The sequence below is a fragment of the uncultured Gemella sp. genome (genome assembly GCF_963537375.1).
GTDB lineage: Bacteria > Bacillota > Bacilli > Staphylococcales > Gemellaceae > Gemella.
In genome coordinates, this window is the sequence record NZ_CAUTDQ010000027.1 from 1 (window position 1) to 26,905 (window position 26,905).

A 26,905-nucleotide genomic window follows, 5' to 3' on the forward strand; every position below is an offset into this window, starting at 1 on the left:
CTTTTTTATTAAACATACTAAAAACCCCCTCTATATACTTATATTATAACATTTTCAGCACTTTTTCTCATTAAAATAGGCTGCTGACTCATGCAGTTTCTGCATTTGTCAACAGCCTGACCCCTTTCACTGGTTTGTCCAGTAAAAGGGGTACATATCAAATCGCGATTTTTGAGTCACTCCCAATTTCAGATTTATTTGATTATGAAAAATAATTTTTTAGAATCTGATTTTATTAATGAATTATAGAAAAGGAAATGGGTGCTAAATACTGAAAAATTCTATTGTTTTAAGCGTTTTAAAATAGGTAAATCTTTGATAAATGCTTATTTTTGTAGTATAATTGATAAAATGAAGTATTTTTGAATAGGTTCGTAATATGATTAAAATAATTGTTAATTCTAGGAGTAAAAAAAGTCTTACTGAACTTGAAAAAATAGAGCGTGTTTTAAAGAGGAAAAAATCACCTTACAAAGTGCTAAAAACCTCTAAAAATAAGAACGCAAGCGACTTGATGAATGAAATTCACGAAGATGAACTAATCGTCATCGGCGGAGATGGTACTATTAACGAAGTGGTAAATAACTATCATGGTAAAGAATTCATCTATCTTGCGTACGGCTCTGGAAATGATCTTGCAAGATCTATAAGGTTCGATAAAACTGTTGAAATAAGTAAATTATTAGACTCAAAGAAATATATAGAATATGATGTAGGTGTTGTTAACGATAGAAAATTCTGTTCGGGATTCGATATCGGTTTTAATGCTGACATAATAAAAAGAGCGAATGGCTCGAAGTTAAAGAAATATTTAGGTAAGTATATCTATCTTCTTCAAGGAGTAATAGGTATTTTCATTCTGAAAAAATATAAGGCGAAAATATCGTGGGACTCTGGTGAAATAGATACTGATAGTCTATATTTACTAAATGTTATGATTCAACCTTATGAAGGTGGTGGGATAAAGTTTTCACAAACGGCCACGGGTCAAGATGGTAAACTCCACATTATGGTCATGGAAAACATGAATATTCTAACGTTTATCTATAATTACCTTTGTTTACTTCTAAAAAAACACAATAAATTAAAGAGAGTTAAGCATTTAACTGCGAACTCATTAACAGTAACGACAAATCAGAAATATTTTCAGATAGATGGAGAATTAATAAACGGTGAGGAACGTTTAAATCTAAGCTGTATTAGTAAATTTTATAAATTAAAGAGGATAAAAAATAATGAGAAGAAATTCAAGTAGCCGTAATGCTAGAAGCGAATCGAGTATAGGAACATTTGATATAGTAAATGGTATATTAGCCGCTCTACTGATTATACTTGGTGGACTAGTAAGTTGGACGATGTTAAAATACGACTTCCTTAATTTTAGAGGAATTAACTATGCGATAATTGGAGTAATAATCGCAGCGATAATACTATCGATATTTTTAATAATCAAGAAAAAAGCAAAAATATTTAATGTAATTATGTTAGTAATAATGAATATTGCTTTAGTATTTTCTTACATGCAATTTAGAACAGCAATCGGGTTATTCGACAACTTAAACAACAATGCAACGGTAAGTGAATATACGATGAACGTTGTAGTCTTAAAAAATGACAAAGCTGAAAAACTAGCTGACCTAAAAGATGCTACAGTATCAGCGCCAGTTTCTTCAGATGGAGAAAACATCAACAAGCTGATGAAAGAAATTCGAGATAAAGAAAAACAAAGTTTAAATCTTTCTGAGTCGAAAAACTACATCTCAGCTTATGAAGAACTAACAGCGGGAAATGCTAGAGCAATGGTACTAAACAGCTCATTTGAAGACTTAATCATAAGTCAACACCAAGATTTTAAAGATAAAACAAAAGTAATATATTCATACAAAATAACAAAAACTGTAAATGCGAAAGCAAAACAAAATGCTGGAGATGTGTTCAACGTTTATGTAAGTGGTATCGATACATATGGACCAGTATCAAGCGTTAGTCGTTCAGACGTTAATATTATTATGACAGTAAACAAAAAAACTGGAAAAATCTTATTAACTACAACGCCACGTGACTCATACGTAAAAATTGCAGACGGTGGTAACAACCAATACGATAAACTTACACACGCAGGATTATACGGTGTAGAATCATCAATTCATACATTAGAGAATATCTACGGTATTAAAATTGATTACTATGCAAGACTTAACTTTACATCATTCCTTAAACTGATTGATACTGTTGGTGGGGTAGATGTGTATAATGATCAAGCGTTTATATCGTATGGAGAGAAGAAAAGTTTCCAACCTGGCTTATTACACATGAATTCTGAAGATGCTCTAATGTTTGTTCGAGAGAGATATGGACTTACAGGTGGGGACCATGATCGTGGTAAAAACCAAGAAAAAGTTATTACAGCGATAATTAAAAAATTAACTTCGAAAGAAGGATTAGCGAATTATCAAAGTGTTATTAAAGACTTGAGTGAGTCGATTCAGACAAACATGCCGATAGAGACAGCTATGGGTCTTGCGAATGAACAACTTAGCGCAGGTAAAGATTACAACGTAACTTCTCAAGCTTTGACTGGTACTGGAAGTATGGGCTTACCATCATACGCGATGCCAGGAGCTCAATTATACATGATGCAAATCGATGATAAGAGTTTAGAAGAAGTTACAGCGAATATTAAAGATGTATTGGAAGGGAAATAGATGAGAGACGGTATTAGAATGATAGATATACATTCCCATGTAGTCTTCGGAGTAGATGATGGAGCAAAAACTGAAAAAGATACTCGCGATTTACTAGAAGAAAGTTACAGACAAGGTGTTAGAACGATTATCGCAACACCTCACAGAAGACGCGGAATGTTCGAAACAGATATTGAAATAATCAGACAAAACTTCAAACGAGTAGAAGAAATCGCTAGTGAAGTAGCTAGCGACCTGAGAGTTTACTTAGGTAGCGAAGTCTACTACAAAGAAGGGGAAATCGAAAAAATCGAAAGTGGGGAATACCCAAGATTAGCAGAAACAGACTACGTACTTGTAGAATTTCCTTATGAAATGCGTTATAAAGAAATTCATAGAGCACTGAATAAGATAATCTTACTAGGGTTAACGCCAGTAGTAGCACACGTTGAAAGATACAACGATGTGGACGAAAAAGGCGTTCAAGAGTTAATTAACATGGGTGCTTATATCCAGGTTAATGCAGCAAGTGTTCTTAAACCTAAACTTATCGGTGATAAACATAAACATTACAAAAAACGTGCTAAAAAATACTTAGATGAAGAGTTAGTTCACTTTATCGCAAGTGACATGCACAATATGGATTCTCGAAGAACATTTATGAAAGAAGCATATGATATTATCGAGAAAAAATACGGACCAACAATAGCTTATGAACTATTCGAAAAAAATCAAGAAAAATTATTAATGAATAAAATAATATAATGAGAGGAAAAACAACACAATGGATAATCAAGAAAAAGATTTAATACAGTTAGATATAATGCTACTGTTAAGAAGAATTTGGGAGAAGAAGATATTAATAGTATTAGTAACATTACTATTTACTGCTTTATCACTTGTGGTTAGTATTTTCGTAATAACGCCACAATATGCGTCTACTACGAAAGTATATGTAGTTAACCAAACGAAAGATGAGAAAAAAGCAATCACTACACAAGATGTTCAATTAGGATCACTATTAGTAAAAGACTATAAAGAAATTATTCTTTCTAACAAAGTTATGGAAGATGTAGCAGAGAAAAGTGGAACAGGACTTACAGCGAAAGAACTAGCAAAAAAAGTTAGTGTAGAGGCGCCGAAAGATACACGTATTATCTCAATTACTGTTCAAGATAAAGATCCACAAGTAGCTAGTGACTTAGCAAATACTGTAAAAGAAATTTCAGCGGATCAAATTAAAGAAGTAACAAAAATTGATGACGTAACGACATTAGAAGAAGCAAAAGCAGCTACATCACCAAGTTCTCCAAATATCCCTAAAAATGCAGTATTAGCAACAGCACTAGGATTTATCTTAGCTACAGCTGGAATAGTATTATTCGAATTACTAGATGATAGAGTTAAGAGAGCGGAAGATATTGAAGAAACAATGGGATTAGTACTTTTAGGTGTAGTTCCAGATACAAAAACAGGAAAGAGATAAGGTGAAAACACATGGCACAAATTAATTTACTAACAAACCAAAAAATAGTTGATCCTAAGAATGAAGAGTATTATAATGCCTTACGTACAAATATCCAATTTTTAGGAAAAGATAAAAAAGTAATCGCAATTACATCAACTTCAGAAAATGAAGGGAAAAGTACTGTATCGACTAACCTGGCTATTTCATTAGCGAAATTAGGTCTTAAAACTATTCTAGTCGATGCTGATACACGTAAATCTGTAATGGCAGGTCGTTTTAAGTTTAAACATAAAATTAGCGGACTTTCAAATTATCTATCAGGAGTATCTCCGATCGAAGATGTTATTTACGAGACTGATGTGGAACATCTTAATGTTATTCCAGCAGGTCAAGTACCACCAAACCCAACAGGATTATTACAAAATAAAAACTTCAACATTATGATCGAAGTATTCAGAGAATATTATGATTATGTAATTATTGATACACCGCCGATTGGACAGGTAATCGACGCAGCTATCGTAGCTCCTAAAGCAGATGGAGTAGTGCTACTAGTAGAAGCAAATCGCGTTAAGAAGAAAAGTATAGAAAAAGCCAAGGAACAACTTGAAAAAGGTGGAGCAGAATTCCTAGGAGTAATCTTAAACAAAGTTAACTCAAACGAACTTGGTTATGGTGGTTACTACGGTCACTACGGTAGCTATGGAATAAACGGAAACAAAGATAAGAAATAAGTCATAAGTTAAGAGGAGAACAAGATGTATTATATTAGGAGAAATAATAAGTTTCTGTTCTTGGTGACTGATTTAATAGCCTTATCTTTAGCTTACATTTTTAGTTTTGATTTTCAATCGAAATCTAAAGATAACTTGTACTTCTTTATTGTTATGAATGTTATAGGTATTCTTGTTGCATTGATGTCAGAAGAATACTGGACAATATCTGAGCGTGGTTATCTTAAAGAACTTAAGATGACATCGTTATATATATTAAAAGTTGTCTCATTATTCACATTGTTTCTAGTGGTATTTAATCGTACAGATTTTTTAAATATAATAAAGAGTATGGAACTGATTATTTATTTGGTTTTAGCATTTGTCTTTATCTATTGTGTAAGAACTGTTTCTAAAAGTATAAATAATCGTTATCGTGATGATAGTCGAAATATTATAATACTATCTGATTTTTGTGATTTAGATACTATTGGAGAACTTCCAAGTAATTATCAAGTATTAGCATATGCGAATAATTCGAAAGAACATATATACAATGCTAAACCAGTCGTTCACAATATTTCTGAAATTAGAGACTTCTTATCTCATCATAGAGTTGATGAGATATATGCCAATTTATCATCTCAAACAGATTTAGTAGAAATATTTAAAATTTTCGAGGTACTAGGTATTCCGACAAAAATCAATATTACACCAATTATAAAAGAAGTTGGGGCGAATACGGTAGTGACCTTCCAGGGCGATAATATTTATCTGACATCAGCGATAAAAATAGCTACACTTCGTCAGGTAATACTGAAGAGGGTGATGGATATCGTTATCTCAATAGTAGGAATATTACTTACAATTCTTGTAGGATTAATTATATTACCAATAGTGAAAATGCAAGCGCCAGGGCCACTTATATTCACTCAAACAAGAATAGGACAAAACGGTAAAAAGTTCAAAATATACAAATTTAGAAGTATGTATATGGACGCTGAAGAAAGAAAAGCAAAATTACTTAGTCAAAACGAATTGGAGACAACATTAATGTTTAAAATGGATAATGACCCTAGGGTCTTCCCATTTGGTCAAAAATTGAGGGATTGGTCATTAGATGAACTTCCACAATTTATCAATGTGCTTAAAGGAGATATGAGTGTTGTAGGGACACGTCCTCCGACAGTTGATGAATATACACAATATGATCTCCATCATTTCAAACGTATGCAGGTAAAACCTGGTATTACGGGAATGTGGCAAGTTAGTGGAAGAAGTAACATCCTAGATTTTGAAGAAGTAGTTAAACTAGATATGAAATATATCGAAAATTGGTCGCTAAGACTGGACATAAAAATTATAGTTCGCACTATTTTGGTTGTCCTAAAAAGAGAAGGAAGTAAATAATACGGAGAAAAGTAAAAATAGGGAGTGGTGATAAAAGTATATACAGCCACTCCTTGTTCTGATGAAAATAAAAAAGACTGTGTTTCGTCGCCAAACTAAAACACAGACTTCTATAAATGAATAAAGATATATTAACATAAAAATTAATAAAATGGAAGTGAGAGGATTAAATTTGTCTACAAAAATTAAAATATTAATAGCAAGCCATAAAGAGTTTACTCCTCCTAAAGATGAAATATACTTGCCTATTCATGTAGGAGCTGAAGGGAAAGGAGAACTTGGTTATCAAAAAGATAATATTGGTGAAAACATATCGTGTTTAAATCCATACTTTTGTGAATTAACAGGTGTATATTGGGCGTGGAAGAATCTAGATGCAGAGTATATTGGATTAGATCATTACCGTAGATATTTCAGTACTAAAAAAGTGAAATATAAAGAGGGTATGGATATAAATGAAATAGTTCTAGATAAAGAAAGTACAGAACGATATCTGAGGGAAGCAGATATACTAGTTCCAAAATTAAGAAAATATTATATCGAAACACTTTATGATCACTATGCGAATACACTTGATGGTAGTCATCTAGATAAAACAAGAGATATCATTTCGGAGATGACGCCAGAGTATATTGATGCATTTGATAAAGTGATGAAACGAACGAGTGGTTATATGTTCAATATGTTTATTATGAAAAAAGAGTTACTTGATGAGTATTGTTCATGGTTATTCCCGGTTCTATTTGAGTTACAAAAAAGAATAGATGTTTCTAATCTTACGGCTTTCGAAGCAAGGTTATTTGGAAGAGTGAGTGAACTTTTATTCAATGTTTGGTTAGAACAGAAGAAATATAAAGTTAAAGAAGTACCATTTTTTGATGCGTTTGAAGTAGATTGGATTAAAAAAGGTGGAGCATTTTTAAAAGCAAAGTTTTTCAAAAAGAAATATAGAGAAAGTTTCTAGAGAGAGGGTAAAAAATTGAAAGTAAGTGTAGTAGTTCCTGTGTATAATGTAGAGAAGTATCTTAAGCGTTGCTTAGACTCAATTGTTAATCAAACATATAAAAATATAGAAATTATATTAGTTAATGATGGATCAAAGGATAATTCTCGTGATATTTGTGAGGAATATGAGAAAAATTATGAGAATGTATCTCTTATCGATCAAGCTAATGGTGGATTAAGTGCTGCAAGGAATACAGGACTGAAACACATAAATGGTGAAGCAGTTACCTTTGTTGACTCTGATGATTGGTTGGAGTTAGATGCGATAGAATATTATGTTGATTCAATGAAAAAATATAATGTAGATATGGTTGTTACAAATAACGTGAGAACCAAAGATTATCAAGAAAAAACACCTCAACCTGATAGTATAACAGAAGAGGTTCTGACACAAGAAGAATATGCAAAAAAATTCTTTAAAATAAATGGAAATTCTATTGAATATTATGCCTGGTCAAAACTGTATAAAAGAGAAATAATGGAAGGTGTAGAGTTTCCTGTTGGTCTATTTGCGGAAGATGTTCTAGGAACATTTAGATATATGAAAAATGCTCAAAATATATTTCATAGCAATAGAGTGACGTATAACTATTTTATTAATGACAGTGGATTAACGGCCAAATTTGGAGATAAAGATTTTGATTTAGAAAAAATTTGGGATACAATTGTTGAAGAGTCAAAAGAATATGAAAATAAAAACTTCTTAAAATATGCTGTAATAAATAGAAAAAGAATAGACTTCAATTTATTATGTAGAATAGCTTTAGCAGAAAACAAGAAAGAAAATTTTAAAAAATACGATAAGAAAATAACAGAATTATTAAAGAGTATAAAAGAAAATAAACAATTATTATTAGAGTACCTGCCATTTTCAAGAAAAGTAATTTTAATATTATTTACACTGAATTATAGTTTAGGGAGTAAAGTATTAAATATTTTAAGTAAAATTAGTGGGAAAACCTTGTAGTAAAAAAGGAGAGTAGGACTGATATTGTGAGTAAATTAGTAAGTATAATAGTACCTGTATATAAGGTAGAACAATATTTAAAAAGATGTATGGATAGTGTATTAAATCAAACATACAAAAATATTGAAGTTATCCTGGTAAATGATGGAAGTCCAGATAACTGTCCTGCTTTGTGTGATGAATATGCAAAAATCGATAGTAGAGTTAGGGTAATCCATAAAGAAAATGGCGGATTATCTTCTGCAAGAAATGTTGCATTAGACACAGTAAAAGGAGATTATGTATTCTTCGTTGATTCAGATGATTGGTTAGAATTAGATACACTAGAAGTGTTAGAAGAATATTTAGAAAAAGATTACGATATGATTTCATTTCAACGAACTTATCTTACAGAAGAGAAAGTTGTTGAAAAAGGTAATGAGAATGCTAAAGATTTGGATGTCAGTCAATATATAGATGCATCATTTTTAGGACAGTATGATTTTTTTGTAACGACAAAAATTTTTAAGACAGAAGTCTTTAATAATGTTAGATTTTTAGAAGGAAGAAACTATGAGGATTTAGAGATAATGCATAGATTATTCCTAAACATGAAAAAAGTAGTGGGCTTAGATTATTTCCTTTATTATTATTGGAAAGGAAATGAAGGAGCAATTACTAATACAATTACTATGAAAAATATAAAGGATCATTATTTATCAGCAAATGAAATATATCAAGCGTGTAGAAAATATCTAGAGGATAGAGGTAAAGATGCTTCAAATATAGTAGCTTGGTATAAAGTTGAGTTAGTTCAACTTTATATAGATTATTTGAAATCTATAGAGAAGAACACAGAAATATTTAATAATATAATTTTAGGGATTGTTGAAAGTAGAGTTGATTTTAATAGTATACTTAAGCAACCACGATATTTTAAATATTTATTATTTAAATTTAGATTACTTAAGCCAATAATAAAAATAAAATATAAGATTAATAAATAGATTAGAGGTAAATAAATGAAAAAAATGCTAATTTGTATACCCAGTTTGATTACTGGTGGTGCAGAAAAATCACTTTATAATTTTATAAATCACTACAAAAATAAATTTGAAATATCATTGTTAGTCTATAGTGAAAGAAATAATCATTATGGAAATATAATTAAGGATATAAAAATAGATTATTTTATAAAAAAAGAATGGCCATTCTTTTTTGAAAAGAATATCGGTAGAATTTTTAGAATATTACCTGCTAAACTTATATATAAAATAGTCAAGAAAACCTCAATTTTTAAGAGAGATATATATGATATAGAATTTTCATATTTAGAAAGTATTTCTACAAAAATAATAGCTGGATCTGATAATAAATATAGTAAAAAGGTAGCCTATATTCACTGTGATTTTAGTACACACTGGTATTCAAGAAAGAGTTATTTGAATTATTCTGAAGAATATAAATGTTATAAAAAATTTGATAACATACTAGCGGTTTCTTCTGAACAAGTACAACCATTTATTAATAGATTTCCAGGGATGGAAGTTTCAGTGATTCCTAATATTATTAATGAAGATGAAATCTTGCTTAAGGCGGAGGAACCGTTAGAGGTGCATACTACTCCATATTTCTGTGCAGTAGGAAGACTTGAGGAAGTAAAAAATTATAAGTTATTAATTGATGCTTTTCATGAGTTTCATAAAAATTATTCTAATTATAACTTGATGATTTTAGGAGAGGGGAAATTATATGAAGAGTTAAATAACTATATTAGCGAATTAAGGGCTGATAAATATATATATTTAGTTGGGTTTAAAGAAAACCCATATAAGTATATAAAGAATAGTGTTGGATTGATACAGAGTTCTCATTCGGAATCGTTTAGCTATGTTTTAGCTGAGGCAGCTATTTTAGGGATTCCTTCTGTATCAACAATAACTCAAGGATCAAAGTTTATGAGTAAATATTTTACTGTAAAAGAAGTAGAACATAATAAAGAAGCCTTGATAGAGGGAATTAAAGAAATTGTTAATGAAAAAATAGATTATGTAACTTTTAAATTGAATGAAGATATAGAAAGTAAATTTAATGAAATATTTAATGTTGAATAGATATTATTAGAATGAATAAGAGAATTAGGAGGTAGAGATTTTGGAAAAAATTTTAACAATTGCAGTACCTACATATAATATAGAAAATTATATATCTAGGTGTATACAGTCATTTATAAGTGTGAATTCTATATATTATAATGACTTTGAAATATTAATTATTAATGATGGAAGTAAAGATAATTCAGTAGATGTGGTAGAGAGATTGATAAAAGAATCAAACCTAAATATTAAAATAATAAACAAAGAAAACGGTGGGCATGGTTCTGCAGTAAATAGAGGTATCAGTGAAGCCAAAGGGAAATACTTTAAAGTAATAGATGGTGATGACTGGATAAATAAACATGATTTTGAAGAATTTTTACAGAGATTGAAATATGCAGAATCTGACTTGATTGTGACAGATTATACAGAACAACATATATATAATGGGAAGAAAATTAAGATAAATGTATTAAATAAAATTGATAAGTTCAAATCTAGCGAAATAACGAACATATTTCCGATGCATGGTATAACTTATAGGACGAAATTATTACATGAAAATCAGATCAGACTTACTGAAAAAATATTTTATGTAGATACACAGTATGCAATATTCCCAATGAAATATGTTAAGGAATGGGAATATTGGAACTTAGATGTTTATCAGTACTTTTTAGGTAGACCAGATCAAAGTATGTCTTTAGACAGTAGACTAAAAAATATAAATCATCATAAAATTGTTATGGAGAGCATTATAGAGTTTTACAAAGAATTAGATGAAAGTAAGTTCAAGGAAACCTTAGAGAATATAGTTAGAGATTTAATAAATACAAGGTATTTACTAGCATTTTTATCAGAAAATAGTTCGGATTTACTACAAGAAACTACTAAGTATGTTGAAGAAAATAAAATAGATTATAAATTTAGATCAGATAATAGGACGAGTTACTTAATATATTTTAATGAAAAACATAATAGGAAATTTAGTAAAATTATTAATCCAATTGTAAATTATAAAATTAATAGTTTGAAAAAAAGAGGAATTTAAAATATGGTAAAAGTAAATATATCAAAGTTAATATTTTATATCTCTTTTATATTTATTGTATTTGCAAAATTTATTCAACAGACAGTGTATATGGAAAAAATTGATTTTCTAAATATTGCAACTAAAATCATTATAGTCATTGCTTGTATTTTTCTTATATTTAAATACATTATTGATAAACACTCTACTGAATCAATAATTTACTCTACACTTATACTAATTGTAGCTAGTTTAATATCATATATTTCATCAGGTTGGTATGTGATAATGGTATTAGCTATTTTATTGATAAACATGAAGAATATTAATATAAGGAAATTAATTATTATATGGATTATTGAGATTTCTATTTTAATGTTATTCATAGCAATTAGTTATAAGTTAGGAGTAATAGGCGAAACAATAGTTTCTTGGGATAGAAATACGGGAATCGACAGATATACATTGGGATATAACTATACTACATTTAGCTCTAATTACTTTTTTCATTTAACCATATTTTATTTGTATATTAAGGGGAATTTAATAAAATATTTCGAATTAGGTATTTTAGCATTATTAAATATATATTTATATAACTTCACTAACACTAAATCTGCTGTTATTTATAGCATCTTAGCAATTATATTGGTAATCCTTATAAAGAAATTTAACTTTAGTAAGGGTGTCTCATATATTAATAAATTTAGTATGTTTGGTGGAGGACTAATAGCGGGACTGATAACATACTTATATAAATTTGACTCAGCGATAATTTCGGAGGCAAATGTTATATTAAGTGGTAGGCTGTATTATGGATATAAAGGTATTGAAGAGTATGGTATTACATTGTTTGGGCAGAAGATAACCTGGATAAATGAGGTAATGCTTGATTCTGAATTACAGTATAACTATATAGACTCATCATACCTTAATATTTTATTTAATTACGGAATTATTGTGTTATTATTTATTATGTTAGGATATTATATTTTGGGTAAAAAAAATATTAGTAAGGATATTTATTATTCAATATTAATTTTAATTATTACATTACATTCAATGTTTGATCCTCAACTAATAGAGATAATGTATAATCCTTCAATATTATTATTAGGTTATGTTATTAGTAAGTCTAGGTATATGGATAGTATGAGGGAGATTAATAATGCGTAATATGGGTTTAGATTTATTAAAAGTATTTTCTTGTGTGGGTGTAATAGCATTACATTCAAGTATAACAGGGTTTACCTTAGATAACTTTAATATTAGTGCCTATATTTATTACTTAGGAACATATTCTATTCCTTTATTTTTTATGATAAATGGATACTTTCTATTAAATAAAAGAGATTTGAGTATGAAATATATTAGAAATAAAATTATGGCGATTTTATATGTTGTATTATTTTGGAATATGTTAATTTGGGTATTAAAAGCTGATTTTTATTCAAATCCAATTAGAAAAACCTTAGGATCACTATTGCAAAGAGGATATTTTTATCAATTCTGGTTTTTCGGTGCATTAATATTGATATATCTACTATTACCTATAATAAGAAAAATACTGAAAAACAAAAATGGTTATATTATTTTGTTATTGGTATTTACAATTGTAGGAATATTTATTGAAATAATAAATACATTTATCTTACGTGAACCATTACAACAGTACATTCCACAGACCTTTAGAATTTGGACATGGTTATTTTATTATATAATGGGAGGTTTTTTAGGGGAAATTAATATTAGAAAAATAGAAATAAATAATATATCTAAAGGAGTAATAATATTATTGTTATTTATTTCACCATTCATTTTATTTTATATTTCAAAAAATATTTATCATAACATTTATGCTGAATATTTTTATGATAGTATTTTAATAAAAGTTCTTAGTATAGGACTATTTATAATTTTCGTGAAAAAGGGAGATGGATGTGGATTTAGGTATAGTAAACTAGTAACTGAAGCATCTTCATTAATTATGGGAGTATTTATTATACATACATATATATTAGAGATAGTATGGAAATATATAGACAATAAGATATGGTATAACGCTTTAATTGCCTTCATATTTACGTTGAGTTTAAGCTTTATAGTCTCTAGAGTAATATGGAAAATAAAAAAAATTAGAATATTTTTAAAGATATAGAAAGTATATATTAGGAGGAAACAATGTACGATTATTTAATAGTAGGAGCTGGATTGTCAGGTGCAATCTTTGCTCATGAAGCAACAAAACAAGGAAAAAAAGTAAAAGTAATAGATAAACGTGACCACATCGGTGGGAACATTTATTGTGAGAATGTTGAAGGAATCAACGTTCACAAATATGGTGCACATATTTTTCATACTTCTAATAAAGAAGTTTGGGATTATGTGAATCAATTTGCTGAGTTTAATAACTATATTAACTCACCAGTAGCAAACTATAAAGGTAAATTATACAATCTGCCTTTCAATATGAATACTTTCTACGGATTATGGGGAACTAAGACTCCTACAGAAGTAAAAGCTAAAATCGCTGAACAAACAGCTCATCTGCAAGATAGTGAACCTAAAAACTTAGAAGAACAAGCGATCAAACTTATTGGTACTGATGTATACGAAACTTTAATTAAAGGTTATACAGAAAAACAATGGGGACGTAGTGCAACTGAACTACCACCGTTTATCATTAAACGTCTTCCAGTACGTTTTACATTCGATAACAACTATTTCAACGATAGATATCAAGGTATTCCAATCGGTGGATATAATGTTATTATTGAAAACATGTTAAAAGGAATCGAAGTAGAGCTAAATGTAGACTTCTTTGAAAACCGTGAAGAGCTAGAAGCAAGTGCAAAAAAAGTTGTATTTACAGGAATGATCGATCAATACTTCGATTATAAACACGGAGAATTAGAATACAGAAGTCTTCGTTTCGAACATGAAGTATTAGATGAAGAGAATTACCAAGGTAATGCTGTAGTGAACTACACAGAACGTGAAGTTCCTTACACTCGTATTATCGAGCATAAACACTTTGAAAAAGGTACTCAAGAAAAAACAGTTATTACGCGTGAATACTCAGTAGATTGGAAACGTGGTGATGAACCATACTACCCAATCAACGATGCTAAAAACAATGAAATGTATCAAAAATATTTAGAAGAAGCAAAAGGTAAAGATGTTATCTTCTGCGGACGTCTTGCGGACTATAAATATTATGATATGCACGTAGTAATCGAAAGAGCTCTTAATGTAGTAAGAGAGGAATTGGGTAATAATGACTAAAAATAGAATAAACTGGATAGATTTTGGAAAAGGATTCACAATCTTTTTAGTTCTATTAGGTCACGTATTCCTAGGTTTATATGAATCAGGAAGATTTCCAAGCTATGATAAGATGTTAATAACAATAACATCACAGGTTTATATTTTCCATATACCAGTATTCTTTGCTTTATCAGGTTTCTTCTTCAGGCCTGTAGAAGACCTAAAAAGTTTTAAAAATTATGTATTAAAGAGAACTGTAATATTAGGTCTACCTTATATTTTCTACTCTATAATTCATTTTATTCTGCAAAAAGTAGCTGGATCATCAGTAAGAGTTCCAACAACAATACATAATTTAATTGATATATATAAGACTCCCCTTGGAGTATCGTGGTATCTATATACTTTATGGATTATATCAATGGTATATGGATTGTTATCTGTTTATATAAAAAGAAGAGAAACATTATTTATTATTAGTGGAGTAGGCTTTGTAATTACTCTATTAATGAATTTTGATATCTACATAGTTCAAAAAACGCTAGTTGGGGGAATGTTCTTCATGTTAGGGGCAGTATTACGTTCAGTAGATTTAAGTAAACTAAATATTAAGTTAGTGGTTGGTGGAGCTGTAATTTTCGATATAATCTATATGATATGTTGGTCGATGTATTATAGACCAAATGTTAAGAAAATGTATGTAACTTACGATACACCACAGTTTTGGGCTATTGCATTTATAGTGAGTGTAGGAGTAGCATTTGTAATATATCCTAGAGTAGAGAGGGTATTTCCAAAGTTCTTTAATTACTTTTCTAAATATGGAAAAGATAGTTTGGGAATATATATATTACATGCACCGATTTGTAGTATGTTAAGAATAACTATGTTAAAAGCAGGAATCACATCAGTATATATACATTTAATCTGTGGATTAGTACTAGGTTGGTTTTTATCGATAGTAGCTACTAATATTTTAAAAAAAATTCCGTATATCAATATTGTATTAATGCCACAAAAATACATTAATTTTAGGTAATGAAAATTTCGAATCTAATGTGATTAAGGTATAGTTGTATACTGATAATAATAGATAGGAATAGAGTTTCTGATTTCATGTTAATATTAATATCAAAAAATTAGAAATCTTTTATTTTGAGATTTTATAATTGATGAGGAGATATAATGAAAGTAATAAAAAATTATTTATATAATCTTTCGTATCAAATTTTAACGATAATTCTACCTATAATTACAGTTCCATATGTTACAAGAATTTTTACTAGTGAAGATTTAGGTAATTATGTATTTTATAGTTCTATTGTGAATTACTTCTCTTTATTTGCGATGTTAGGAGTTGCGGTTTATGGTACAAAGCAAATTGCTGCTGCAAGTGATGTAAGTAGCACATTTTGGAATATTTATGCAATTCAACTTATTGCAAGTTTGCTCGCACTTATTGCGTATGTGTTAGTGGTCGGTATTATTCCAAATATGGGTGGAATAATACCGATAATATTAGGTGTTGTGTTATTTTCAAAAATTATTGATATTTCATGGCTATTCGCTGGGAAAGAAGATTTTAAGAAAATAACACTTAGAAATACTGTTGTAAAATTATCTGGGGTAGTTAGTATTTTCACCCTTGTTAAAAGTAGTGAAGATTTATATCTTTATGTATTCTTAATTGTTATATTTGATTTCTTAGGACAATTTGTAATGTGGGTACCTGCGAAGAAATTTATAAAACGACCTTATTTTAACAAAAAAGCTATAAAAAAAAATCTACATCCAATTGTATTATTATTTTTACCACAAGTAGCTATCTCGCTTTATGTGATATTAGACAAAACGTTATTGGGTATTTTAGGATCGTATTCGGATGTTGGGATTTATGAACAAGGGCAGAGGTTAACGAGCATACTTATTACCGTGGTTAGTTCATTAGGTGCTGTTATGCTGCCTAGGGTAGCGAGTCTTCTTTCTGAAAGAAAAGAAAAAGAAGCACAGAATATGGTGAGATTTTCATTCATTTTGTATAATCTGATAATTTTTCCAATGATTTTTGGATTAATTGCAGTTAATGAAGTGTTTGTTAAACTATTCTTAGGAGAGAATTTCCAAGATGTTAAGTATGTCTTATATATTATCATATTTAACCTTATGTTCATTGGTTGGACAAACATTCTTGGGTATCAAGTATTAGTGGCTAGAAATAAAAATAAAGAATTTATGTTGTCAACGACGATACCCGCCTTTGTTAGTGTAGCTGTTAATACTGCGGTTATTCCAACTTTTGGATATATAGGAGCTAGCATGACTGCTGTATTAGTTGAATTTTTAGCTTTCGCAATTCAGTGGTATTATAGCCGTAATATTATTAACAAGAACTTATTGTTCAATAAAGATTTAGCAAAAATCATATTATCATCCCTTGTAATGTTCGGAGCCGTAATGTTGTGTAAAATGACGTTAGGATTTGCTGGAATTGTAGGTCTTGTAATTTACCTTGCAGTCGGTGGAATTAGTTACTTAGGTATGTTATTCTTACTAAAAACTGTTAATATCAAAGAGATGAAGGCAATGCTTAAGTAGGCAGTATAGTTTTGATATATTAGATTTATAAAATTTGTGGGCTTTTAAAATTATAGAATTTAAGGGAGTGACTCAATCAGAGAAATCGATTTTGTTGAGTCACTCCCGGCAAAGTTTATTAGATATCTAAAGGTTCTTATAAAGTGTATTTAAACGGGGATAAATTATTTTGTTTAGAGATTTTTTTATTTAAGACTTTTTAGTCAGCACTTTTTTGCTGAATAAGAATTTAATATTGTTTGTTATTAAGGTAAAGTACGAACTTCTCTCCAAAAATTTCTTTTATATTTTCTAATGAATCTTCAGGGGAATTGTTTTTATAAATGACATGAAGATTAATTCTTGCTCTTGAAAAAGCAACGTATAGTAGATTACGAACTTTTTGAAATTGTGAATCAGAAGCAGCTGAAGGAGAGTGGTATTTTTTAAAAAAATTTTCACAATAATCATTTCCCTTTGCAAAGTTATCTTGCAATACAACAACTACATTGTCAAATTCTAATCCTTTTGAACCATGCAATGTATAATAACTAATTCCTTCATTTTTGGTGTCATCAAAAATATAGTTATACCATTTGAAAAATATAGAAATATTTAATTCAAAAAAATCATCGATAACTGTCATTTCTTTTTTGGAGTCTTCCGAATCTTGAGAATAGTAGAAATAATCATGTGCACGATCCTTTATATTGGCTAATATTTCCTTTTCAGTATCATCTATCGAGAATATTTTCCTTAAAATTTTTTCCCCTGAGATATACCCTTTGATATTAACAATTTTTTTAATACACTTATTGATTGTCAGTGTTGACAAGTTAATTTTTCTTAAACTACTAATGAATTTCTGCATCTCTGCAAACGTTAGTGCTGATTTATATGGAGTTATAAATTGGACAATCTCTCTAACTGTTGAATTATCATTTTCTATTTTTTGGATAAAGTCTATGAAAGTTAAAATATCTCTTAAAAACCATCCCATATGCTGTAAATTCTTCTGTAAAAATTCTTTAGTTATGTTTTCATAGTTTTTTCCACTAAATCGGGGAGATTTTTTCAAAACTGTCAATATTTCATCAAATCCTCTTGCTTTTGTAATATCGTCATTCTTCATTAAAAGACAGGCTGTATTATTGGTTAGATTTTTTTCTTGTAGAAAACTAGGTAGGTTAAAATTATCTTCTGCAATATAAAAATTATAAGATCCATTGCTAAAATTAGTGTATATAGACTGTTGACCAAAATTATCATTTCTAATTTTTTCAATCAAGCCTACTATTTGTGAAGAAGAACGGCGGTTAAAATTTTTTTCAATAATTTGATACTTATTTTTTTGGGGAAGAATCCCTACTCCAGTTTCATAAATATTCTGTAAAGAATCCCCAAAGAAACCTACCATAAATTTTTTCTTTGAACTTGTATATTCTTTAATACTATCAATAATACTAACAACTTTTTTATCAGTATCTTGATACTCATCTACTAAGACATATGGATATCTATCTGAAAATAATTTTTTTAATATATTCTGACTTGTAATAATATTTTCACAGTAAAGTAACAATGTATCGTGGCTAATTACATAATTTTCAAGTTTATCTCGATTTTGAATAGGATTATAGATAACCTGTTTAGATTTTTTATCATCAATTTGTTTCAATGTTTCTTCAAGTTTGTGTTTCTTGATAACAATCTTAACTAAACTTCTAAACGTTTTAACATTACTTAAATAGGGAGAAAAGTATTCACGGTATTCTTTAATCATAGATTTAAATTTTTCTGCGGGAGTACTAGGTGTATTATAGAAAATTTTCAAAAACTCTTCATCGATAATCGCATTTTTAAACTCAATCAGATTAATACTTCTAGAAAGAGGATTATCGTTTATATTTTGTTCGAGCTCCTTAAGTGTTTCTTTAATTTTTTTCTCATGTTCTATGGTTAGTAATTCTTGCTGAATAGCGATAAATCCCCAAAGAAACTCATGGATTGTGGAAACCACTACTGAAGAGTTCTTCCCAAGTCGTTTAAGAATTTCATCTTTTGCAGCATTAGTATAAGTGATACATAAGATTTTTTGATTATTTTGTTTTAAAGTTTTCTCGTTTGTTTTTAAAACATGCTCAATTGATTTTTGAAGTGCATAAGTTTTTCCAGCTCCTGCACCAGCATCAAAACAAAAACTTTCAAAGTTATCCAGACATGTGCTAATGTTTTGCTGGATATCTAATTCTAATTGTTTGTTTTCTGGACTAATTGTATATAACATTATTCATACTCCTTAAAATAATTACAAAGCGAGTTTAAGCCTGATTCAATATACTTAGGTAATTTGAGATTAAACTCTTTATCTGTTATTGATAAATACACTATTCCGGTAGAAAACTTTGTTTTATCATTAGACAAATCTACTTGATATATGTAAGATTCCTCAACAATCTTGAAACATTCTTTGATATTTGAAAAGCGCTCCTTATTTGGATGGACATATTTTAGAAGCTTAATTAAGGATTGTGTATATTCTTGTTTATCTTTATCTACTGCATTTGTTAAAATAATTGCTTCTTCAAAACTAGTAGCATAATATCCATTTATTTTACCTTGAGAGTACAGAGTGATAGTATTACTATAATCAATATGTAATTCTTCCTTATTTACAAGTTTCTCAATTAATTTAGGGTTAATTTTAGTATATTTGGCTTTTTCATCATCTATTTCTTTTCTTACAAAATATTGTATAGTTTTATTAGTGCTTAGACACTCGGTTGAGTTATCGTATTCAGAACTCAAATCGTTAATGTTAGTAGATAGTTTTTTTATTATTTTACCGTTTTTATTTTTGTTTTTTCTTTTTAAATCCAAATCTGTAAAAATAATAGTTTTAAGGCCTAGTAACTCTAATAACTCAATAAACTTATGAGAATGGGCGCCATCAATTCTATAAATTTTCACATGATGATTTTTCAAAATGGGATGCGTATCAATTTCATATCTTAAATATGTTTCTTCCGAAATCCCCTCAACTAAAATGACTGCGTCAGCAAAGAAAAGATCTGATGCCTCTAATCTTAAATATTTTTTTATATATTCATAGGTTTTTTTATCAATATTTCCATTAGATACTATTGCTGTATCACTGATGTTCTGTATAGTATTATTTTCATCTAGTCGACCTAGATAACTAATATTATTTAGAGTGTTTCCTGATTGAATCTTACTGTTTAAGATATGTGTTGAGTGAGTTGTGATGATAATTTGAAAAGTATCTAGTTGCTGTTTTTTACCTAGTAAAGTAGCAATTGCTTTTGAAATATTCTTTATAAATAATTCTTGCATTTGAGGATGCATAAATGACTCTGGTTCTTCAATACAGAGAATATTTACTGAACCGTTGATATCTTTCTCGCTATATAGTTCAATATAGTCAACAATCTTTGCAATAATAACCATCAAGTTTGTATATCCCATACCAAACTGACTTTCAGGTATGTTATTATTTCCCTCTTGGTACTCATAAATAATACTATTTGTAAAAATCTTCTCTAAAGTCACATCTGGATGCAAATTCATTTTTAAATTTTTAGTTGATTCAATGCTAGATACTGCGCCTTGAAGAATATTCTTTATATTGGTATCAACCATATCCTTTACTTTATAATTAATATCATCAACTAAAGTATTAATTGCTTTCATATCATTATTTTTCACATATGTTGAAACTATTTTATTGTAAGCTTGGGAAAGGATCTTGTCATTTTTAACCGTATTTGCTTCTATTGTATCCACTTTTAATAACGGAGCTAGAGAGAAATCTTTAGATGGCTCATACCTTCCTTTAGCATAAAAATTTAAAACAAAGTAATTGCTACTAAATAAAGCTAAATATTGTCTATATTGAAGCTCTTTGCTATAGTTTAAAAATTCTTTATCTTGGTGATTCTCTCTTTCTGAGTAACTAGTCTTAAGGTTAACAAGTTCTTCTGAGAAAGATTGAGCATCAGCAACTTCGTACTTAACATCGATAGTCACTTCAGAAATCTCCTCTGTTTCTTGTTCTTCTTGTATTTTAACTGTTTTTATCCCACTTAAAATTAATATATCTTCGAAACTTGAAATTAAATCATTTCCATCATCAATTCCTAATACCAACTGAAACTCTAGTTTAGGAAACTCAGATTTATCAATACTTCTTATTTCTTCTTCAGATTTATTACTAATATTAGTTTTATACCAATTTGCTAATATTTTTAAATTAAAGTCCGTATACTTGAAAACATTCCTACTACCTGCCTTGGTATTTTGTAATGTAGTTAATAATTTGATAATTGTACTTTTACCAGAGTTATTTTTACCTACAATAAGTGATGAATTTTTTGATATATACTCTTCTGTTTTATTTATCTTAGTTTCATGATCTTCATTATCCGATATTTCAGGCCATTTACTATGAGCAAAGTTAATAGTCTGAAAGTCTTTGCCATATTTTCTATAATTTTTTATTGATAAACTTTTTAAATACATAAAATCCCTCCTGCTTTTTTAGTTAGTAGTTTTTCTTTTATTATTTCTGATAACAGAATTAAATGGTTTGTATACGAGATATTAATGAATATAGATAACCATAGTATTATTCTATGTATAAATGGAAGCCGCTCTTATATTATAACATTGGGAGCTACTATTTAATACTAGAATGTTATTTAAATTTATCAATTATATAGTAACTTACGCATTATGTAATAGTGATGAGATAAAATTCTACAATATTGTCTAAATAAAAAAGTATAAAACAATATAACATAATCAAATTAATACTATATTAGGTAGATTATTTGAAGATATTCGAAATTTGTAATTTTTATTATATATACATCTAGGTTTTGTTATAATGAAGTTATGTAAGTAAAGTTAATAAAGGGATTATTTATGTTTACTGAATTGTGATATATACGTTGTAATTGAAAGTACTTTTAATGTAGTAAGAGAGGAATTAGGTAAATAATTAAAGGAGAGAAGAAAATAATGTCTAAGTTTAAATTATGTAATGCTGGTCAAGGATTGTTTTATATAGGGGAAATTGACCGAAGTAAAGGCGAAAAATTTAAGTTCATTTATGATTGTGGAGGTAATAATATTTCTGGAGCTATAAATCAACATATTACACAAGGTGATGTAATAGATATGTTGGTTATTTCCCATTTTGATGACGACCATATAAATGGATTACCCGATTTATTTAATAAAGTAGACAAAATAAAAAAAATTTTTATTCCATACTATAGGGGTATAGAGGACTATTTATTACTGATGGCATATGTTTATGGAAATGGTGCAACTTTTGATGATGTTGATGAAATAATTCTTGTGAATTCTAGTAAAGGAGTTGAAGATGAACAGGACTTTAATGAAATTAGAGTAGAAGATTTACCTGGTATTGATCGCTATAGATTACAAAATACTAAGATAAAGGAAATTGGAAATACGGTTCTTTCTGTAGAGGGAAAATGGATATTTAAGTTTTACAATGCTAGAATAAAAGTTAATACTAATACTATAATTTCGGATATAGATAATCTTATAAGCAATAATAACTGTAAAGATTTAGAGGAGTTATTAGAACTAAGACCGAGTGCTGCTAAAATAGGTTTGAGAACGATTTATTCTAATTATTGCTCAAGCAAGTATAATAATTCTAAACAGAATCAGTCTAGTTTGTGTTTATATCATGCTCCTATAAAAAGAGAAATGGATAGGATTCATTTAATGTTAGATAATGGAGTGAGGTTTGAGCATAATATTAAAATACATCGATTTGGAACTATGCTAACGGGAGATATTTCGTTGAAGACAAAGAAAAAAACACAAAACTATGAAGATTTTATAAAATACTATATAAAGGAAGTATGTGATACGGGTATATTTTTATTACCTCATCATGGGGCAAATAATAATTGGAATAGTTTAATATTGTGTAATTTTATATGTACACCTATTTTTCTTAATTCTTCGGGGCTAAACAATAGATTTAAACATCCAGGAGCAATGGTTATTAAAGAGTTGCAAAAGAAAAGCAGAATAGTCTGTTGTGCTAATGAATATTTAACAGTTGAATATTATATATAATTCTATAAACTAATTTACTTTATATATATTCTAACTTTATTGGTATTTTTCGAATTTATTGAGAGTGTATAATATTAAAGAGTTTTAAATACAAGAGAGAAAAGTAGTAGGAGTGGTGGTTTCAAGTGTACTATTTATGATAGATAATAAATGATAATTTGAATTGTAGTTTAGAAAAAAAGGGGTGATATTATGAGTAGAAAAGTTATTAATTTAGAATTAGTATCAGAAGAAATAGAAGAAACTTATAATTATATAATAAGGGAGAGAAAATATAAGTGCCCTTGTGGAGAAAACTATGTAATATTTTCAAAAGAAAGACCTAACGGTTATTATTATCAAGCAACTTTTGCAGATGTATTTTGTGATTGTGAAAAGTGTAAGAATAAATATAAATTCTCAGGAGGAACAGCGGTAAATAAGGAGTAACTTTCTTTATCTAACGATATTTTTCTCTCGAAACTGTTAAAGTTGGGAAAGCTAGGAGAAAAGTCAGGGGGATTAATATGCATAATTTCTTCTCTTTTTTCAAAATCAACCGAATTTTAAGAAGAACCATAAAAATAAGGAATTTATGCTTTCGACAACGATTCCTGCTTTTGTCAGTGTAGCTGTTAACATTGCTGTTATTCCATTTTTCGGATATATCGGAGCAAGTATAACATCTGTAGTTGTTGAAATACTAGTATTCGCTATTCAGTGGTATTATAGCCGTAATATTATTAATAAGAATTTACTATTCAATAAGGATTTAGTAAAAATAATATTGTCATCCCTTGTAATGTTCGGAGCTGTAATGTTCTGTAAAATAACGTTAGGATTTGCTGGAATTGTAGGTCTTGTAATTTACCTTGCAGTTGGTGGAATTAGTTACCTAGGTATGTTATTCTTACTGAAAACAGTTAATGTTAGAGAAATAAAAGCAATGCTTAAGTAAGAAAATAAGTATGATACTTTTTATTATATAAATTCATGTTGAAAAAAATCTTATAAATCAGTTTAATGAATTATAGAATTTATTATCAGTTGAAAATCATTAGTTAGTTGAATTTAAAGTAATTATTAGTGAAGAAAGTGAGGATAATTAAATGAGTGAAAAGAATTATAGGGAAACAAATATACGAGATGAAATTAACAAAAAAATAAACACAATAGATAAAACCAGAACTAATAGAATATTTGCAAGTGAAAGGTTATACAATTACAGTAAAAAGTGGGAAGTAGTATTTTTTTTGATGAATGTCTTAGCTATAATATTTTTAATTAGTTCTACGCTAGTTCCAAGTGAATCCAAATTAATGACATTTGTATCAGGATGTTTTTCATTATATACTATTATAACACAATATTATTATAATAATTTGAATTATAGAGAACGAGGTTTAGAATTTCATTATTTAGAATTGGATTTGGAGCGATTAATCATTCAGTTAAAGACAATACTTAGAGATACGAATATGACAGATTTAGATTTAGAAAGAGAATATAGTTATATTATGAATAATTATATTAGTAGTTTAAAAGGATACGAAAATCATGAAGATATAGATAATGAAAAGCGTAAAGAAGATCATAAACTAGAAATTTTGATGAGTTGTAATCAATATAGAATAAAGAGATATATTAAGTGGGATAGTGACAGTAGTTTTTATAGAATAAACTTGCTTATTATATTTATATTTTTTGCATTATATATAAAGTTTTTATATAATTCTGTTGATTTTTTTAGAATATGGGCTCATCTGTAAGAATGAATAAAATAAATATAGAAATATTAGAATTGGCATTCAAGTATATAATAGATGTAGCACAAAGTAAAAAATATAATTTGCAATCAATTGCTATATTAAAGTCTTTTAAAAATTATGATTTTAAAAAAAATAATTATGAGGATTATTTATTAGATTATTCTGATTTCTCGGAAAAATATAAATTTGATTATACTAAAGATTTTATTTATAAAAATGATTATTTCACTCCTAGAGAGATGTATGTGATTTCTCCTGAGTACTATTTATATTATACTTTTAATGTCTTTAAATATTGTTATATAAAATTTAAAGGTAATGAAGTAAATTTTTCTAAGGAAAATTTTTATGTGTTTTATTCGGGATATTTAAATTTTCAAGATGATAAATTTGATAGAGATAAGATAAATTATAGGTATTCATATGAAAGATTCATTGAGAAAAGGAATTCTTTTTCTACTGGTCGTGTATTTTCAATAGATTTACAAGATTTTTTTAAGAATATAAAAATTAAGAGAATGAAAGAAAAATTGATTAAGCATATAAATGGGAATTTTTCAATTGCGGAGGAGACTATTGGAAATATTATTGGGTTTTTAGAAAATTTTGATTCGTTACCACAGTTGCATTACTCTATAGCATCCTCTTTATTATCTCAGTATTATCTTGAGGATTTCACAGCTGAAGTTAATGTAATTTTAGATAGGTTCCCAGGATCGAAAGCTGTAAGATATGTTGATGATATGTATTTTTTGATACCTCCTTATACTAGAAAGAAAAATGAAAATAAACTTTTAGAAAAACTATCTTATATTTTATGGAAGGATAATCTCAATATTAATTCTAAAAAAACTATGAAATTTTCAAGGGGAGAGTTTTCGAAGTATATTGAAAAAAAACATCTTCATATGGAATCTATTCAGAAGGATTCTACAAGTTTTTATCATCATAAAATTGATGAAAAAGTTCAAGAATTGATTGAGAATGATGGTGAAAAATTATTCGAGTTTGTTATGGAACTTAACGAGTTATGGAAGAAAGAAGGGTTCTCACTATCAGAATATTCCGAAATTTTAAAGACGTTTATCGAAGTAGAACATGGGGGAATAACTAAGGTATTTAATCAACTTATGTATTCTAAGGTATATAGGTGTATTAGTGTAAATATGTTACGAAGGATTTTAGAAAATTCTAGTTTTATAGTGTTTAATCCTAGTCAATTTACCATATTGTTTATTATTGTAAATGATTATATAAGATCTAAGGGGGAAAGTAAGGATTTTTTATATAAATTAGAAGAATTAGTTGAAGAAGAGATGGATTTGAAAAAAGCAATTATTATTTCCACAATGTTTTTACAAAAATATAAGTATGGTAATTTTATAGAAAAATTAAGTTATTTAACTGAAGTTAATAAACAGTATGTAGAGTTCATAAAAAAATATATATTAAATAATGATGAATATAAAGTATCTAAAGACCGAATAATAAACATTTAGTTAAGTTTGTTAATTTTTATCAGTAATATACGAATGGGACATAAGTTTGATTCTCTGTCAAATTTTGTTGATTGAGAAATGAAGTCTAGGTAGTATTTTGCTGTTTAGATTTGCCTTATTAATGGGTGTTAGCCGATTAAGAAGTAAAGTGTCTGAAATGAAAAATACGGTTCTCTATCAAATTCGGTTGATTTTGAAAATTAGGAGGAAGCTATGCTATATTAAGTGGCTCTTTGTCAAGTTCAGGGCATGGAGAAAAATAGGAAATGAGATCTAGGCAGCATTTTGCTGCTTAGATTTTTTCTTACTTTCACTAAGTTTAAC

22 protein-coding genes and 1 pseudogene are annotated in these 26,905 nt (G+C 28.3%); 21 read left to right on the forward strand and 2 right to left on the reverse strand.

Annotated elements, in window-relative coordinates; translation table 11 throughout:
• Positions 1-379: 379 nt before the first annotated feature.
• The 16 genes from RYK99_RS06275 (at position 380) to RYK99_RS06350 (ending at position 17,214) form a co-directional block, all read left to right on the forward strand.
• Positions 380-1,255 carry a diacylglycerol kinase family protein gene (locus RYK99_RS06275; RefSeq protein ID WP_314991051.1) on the forward strand — a complete coding sequence of 292 codons (876 nt, stop codon included), beginning with the start codon at positions 380-382 and terminating at the stop codon, positions 1,253-1,255.
• Positions 1,236-2,705: an LCP family protein gene (locus tag RYK99_RS06280; RefSeq protein ID WP_314991052.1), complete on the forward strand. Its 1,470-nt coding sequence runs from the start codon at positions 1,236-1,238 to the stop codon at positions 2,703-2,705. Before RYK99_RS06275 ends, RYK99_RS06280 begins: the two co-directional genes overlap by 20 nt.
• Entirely contained in the window at positions 2,706-3,449 is a 744-nt protein-coding gene (locus tag RYK99_RS06285; RefSeq protein ID WP_314991053.1) for a CpsB/CapC family capsule biosynthesis tyrosine phosphatase, read from the forward strand.
• Between the two features lie 19 nt (positions 3,450-3,468).
• The gene (locus tag RYK99_RS06290) at positions 3,469-4,170 is read left to right on the forward strand and encodes a Wzz/FepE/Etk N-terminal domain-containing protein (RefSeq protein WP_314991054.1); all 702 of its coding nucleotides are present in this window, start codon (positions 3,469-3,471) and stop codon (positions 4,168-4,170) included.
• An 11-nt stretch (positions 4,171-4,181) separates the two neighbouring features.
• Positions 4,182-4,886: a polysaccharide biosynthesis tyrosine autokinase gene (locus tag RYK99_RS06295; protein WP_314991055.1), complete on the forward strand. Its 705-nt coding sequence runs from the start codon at positions 4,182-4,184 to the stop codon at positions 4,884-4,886.
• Positions 4,887-4,910: 24 nt separating this feature from the next.
• Complete coding sequence (locus RYK99_RS06300) at positions 4,911-6,275, forward strand: sugar transferase (protein ID WP_314991056.1); 1,365 nt, start codon at positions 4,911-4,913, stop codon at positions 6,273-6,275.
• A 172-nt stretch (positions 6,276-6,447) separates the two neighbouring features.
• Entirely contained in the window at positions 6,448-7,239 is a 792-nt protein-coding gene (locus RYK99_RS06305; protein WP_314991058.1) for a DUF4422 domain-containing protein, read from the forward strand.
• A gap of 15 nt (positions 7,240-7,254) precedes the next feature.
• A complete protein-coding gene (locus RYK99_RS06310) occupies positions 7,255-8,247 on the forward strand; it encodes a glycosyltransferase (protein WP_314991060.1) in 993 nt (330 codons plus the stop codon).
• 26 nt (positions 8,248-8,273) lie between these two features.
• Positions 8,274-9,233: a glycosyltransferase family 2 protein gene (locus tag RYK99_RS06315; RefSeq protein WP_314991062.1), complete on the forward strand. Its 960-nt coding sequence runs from the start codon at positions 8,274-8,276 to the stop codon at positions 9,231-9,233.
• A gap of 15 nt (positions 9,234-9,248) precedes the next feature.
• Positions 9,249-10,340 carry a glycosyltransferase gene (locus tag RYK99_RS06320; protein ID WP_314991064.1) on the forward strand — a complete coding sequence of 364 codons (1,092 nt, stop codon included), beginning with the start codon at positions 9,249-9,251 and terminating at the stop codon, positions 10,338-10,340.
• 40 nt (positions 10,341-10,380) lie between these two features.
• Positions 10,381-11,373, forward strand: a complete 993-nt coding sequence (locus RYK99_RS06325) for a glycosyltransferase family 2 protein (protein WP_314991066.1) — start codon at positions 10,381-10,383, stop codon at positions 11,371-11,373.
• A 3-nt stretch (positions 11,374-11,376) separates the two neighbouring features.
• Positions 11,377-12,528 (forward strand): hypothetical protein, encoded by a 1,152-nt coding sequence (locus tag RYK99_RS06330; RefSeq protein ID WP_314991068.1) that lies wholly within the window; start codon positions 11,377-11,379, stop codon positions 12,526-12,528.
• A gap of 1 nt (position 12,529) precedes the next feature.
• The gene (locus tag RYK99_RS06335; protein ID WP_314991086.1) at positions 12,530-13,510 is read left to right on the forward strand and encodes an acyltransferase family protein; all 981 of its coding nucleotides are present in this window, start codon (positions 12,530-12,532) and stop codon (positions 13,508-13,510) included.
• A 23-nt stretch (positions 13,511-13,533) separates the two neighbouring features.
• Positions 13,534-14,637, forward strand: a complete 1,104-nt coding sequence (gene glf, locus RYK99_RS06340) for a UDP-galactopyranose mutase (RefSeq protein WP_314991069.1) — start codon at positions 13,534-13,536, stop codon at positions 14,635-14,637.
• The gene (locus RYK99_RS06345; RefSeq protein ID WP_314991071.1) at positions 14,630-15,658 is read left to right on the forward strand and encodes an acyltransferase family protein; all 1,029 of its coding nucleotides are present in this window, start codon (positions 14,630-14,632) and stop codon (positions 15,656-15,658) included. Before glf ends, RYK99_RS06345 begins: the two co-directional genes overlap by 8 nt.
• A 146-nt stretch (positions 15,659-15,804) precedes the next feature.
• Positions 15,805-17,214, forward strand: coding sequence for an oligosaccharide flippase family protein (locus RYK99_RS06350; RefSeq protein ID WP_314991073.1), 1,410 nt, complete (start codon positions 15,805-15,807; stop codon positions 17,212-17,214).
• A gap of 229 nt (positions 17,215-17,443) precedes the next feature.
• Here RYK99_RS06350 and RYK99_RS06355 read toward each other — a convergent pair whose 3' ends face one another.
• On the reverse strand, positions 17,444-19,480 hold the full coding sequence (locus RYK99_RS06355) for a UvrD-helicase domain-containing protein (RefSeq protein ID WP_314991075.1): 2,037 nt from the start codon (positions 19,478-19,480) through the stop codon (positions 17,444-17,446).
• Positions 19,480-21,732, reverse strand: a complete 2,253-nt coding sequence (locus RYK99_RS06360; RefSeq protein ID WP_271964954.1) for an AAA family ATPase — start codon at positions 21,730-21,732, stop codon at positions 19,480-19,482. The genes RYK99_RS06355 and RYK99_RS06360 overlap by 1 nt, the downstream gene beginning before the upstream one ends.
• A gap of 501 nt (positions 21,733-22,233) precedes the next feature.
• Here RYK99_RS06360 and RYK99_RS06365 point away from each other — a divergent pair.
• The 5 genes and pseudogenes from RYK99_RS06365 to RYK99_RS06385 all read left to right on the forward strand — a co-directional run bounded on the left by RYK99_RS06365 (position 22,234) and on the right by RYK99_RS06385 (position 26,581).
• Positions 22,234-23,334, forward strand: coding sequence for a hypothetical protein (locus RYK99_RS06365; RefSeq protein ID WP_314991078.1), 1,101 nt, complete (start codon positions 22,234-22,236; stop codon positions 23,332-23,334).
• 192 nt (positions 23,335-23,526) lie between these two features.
• Positions 23,527-23,763 (forward strand): hypothetical protein, encoded by a 237-nt coding sequence (locus RYK99_RS06370; protein ID WP_314991080.1) that lies wholly within the window; start codon positions 23,527-23,529, stop codon positions 23,761-23,763.
• Positions 23,764-23,905: 142 nt separating this feature from the next.
• Positions 23,906-24,271 (forward strand): annotated as a pseudogene (locus RYK99_RS06375) (polysaccharide biosynthesis C-terminal domain-containing protein); the annotation flags it as partial.
• 151 nt (positions 24,272-24,422) lie between these two features.
• Positions 24,423-25,082: an SLATT domain-containing protein gene (locus tag RYK99_RS06380; RefSeq protein ID WP_314991082.1), complete on the forward strand. Its 660-nt coding sequence runs from the start codon at positions 24,423-24,425 to the stop codon at positions 25,080-25,082.
• A gap of 2 nt (positions 25,083-25,084) precedes the next feature.
• Positions 25,085-26,581 carry a hypothetical protein gene (locus RYK99_RS06385; RefSeq protein ID WP_314991084.1) on the forward strand — a complete coding sequence of 499 codons (1,497 nt, stop codon included), beginning with the start codon at positions 25,085-25,087 and terminating at the stop codon, positions 26,579-26,581.
• Positions 26,582-26,905: the final 324 nt, after the last annotated feature.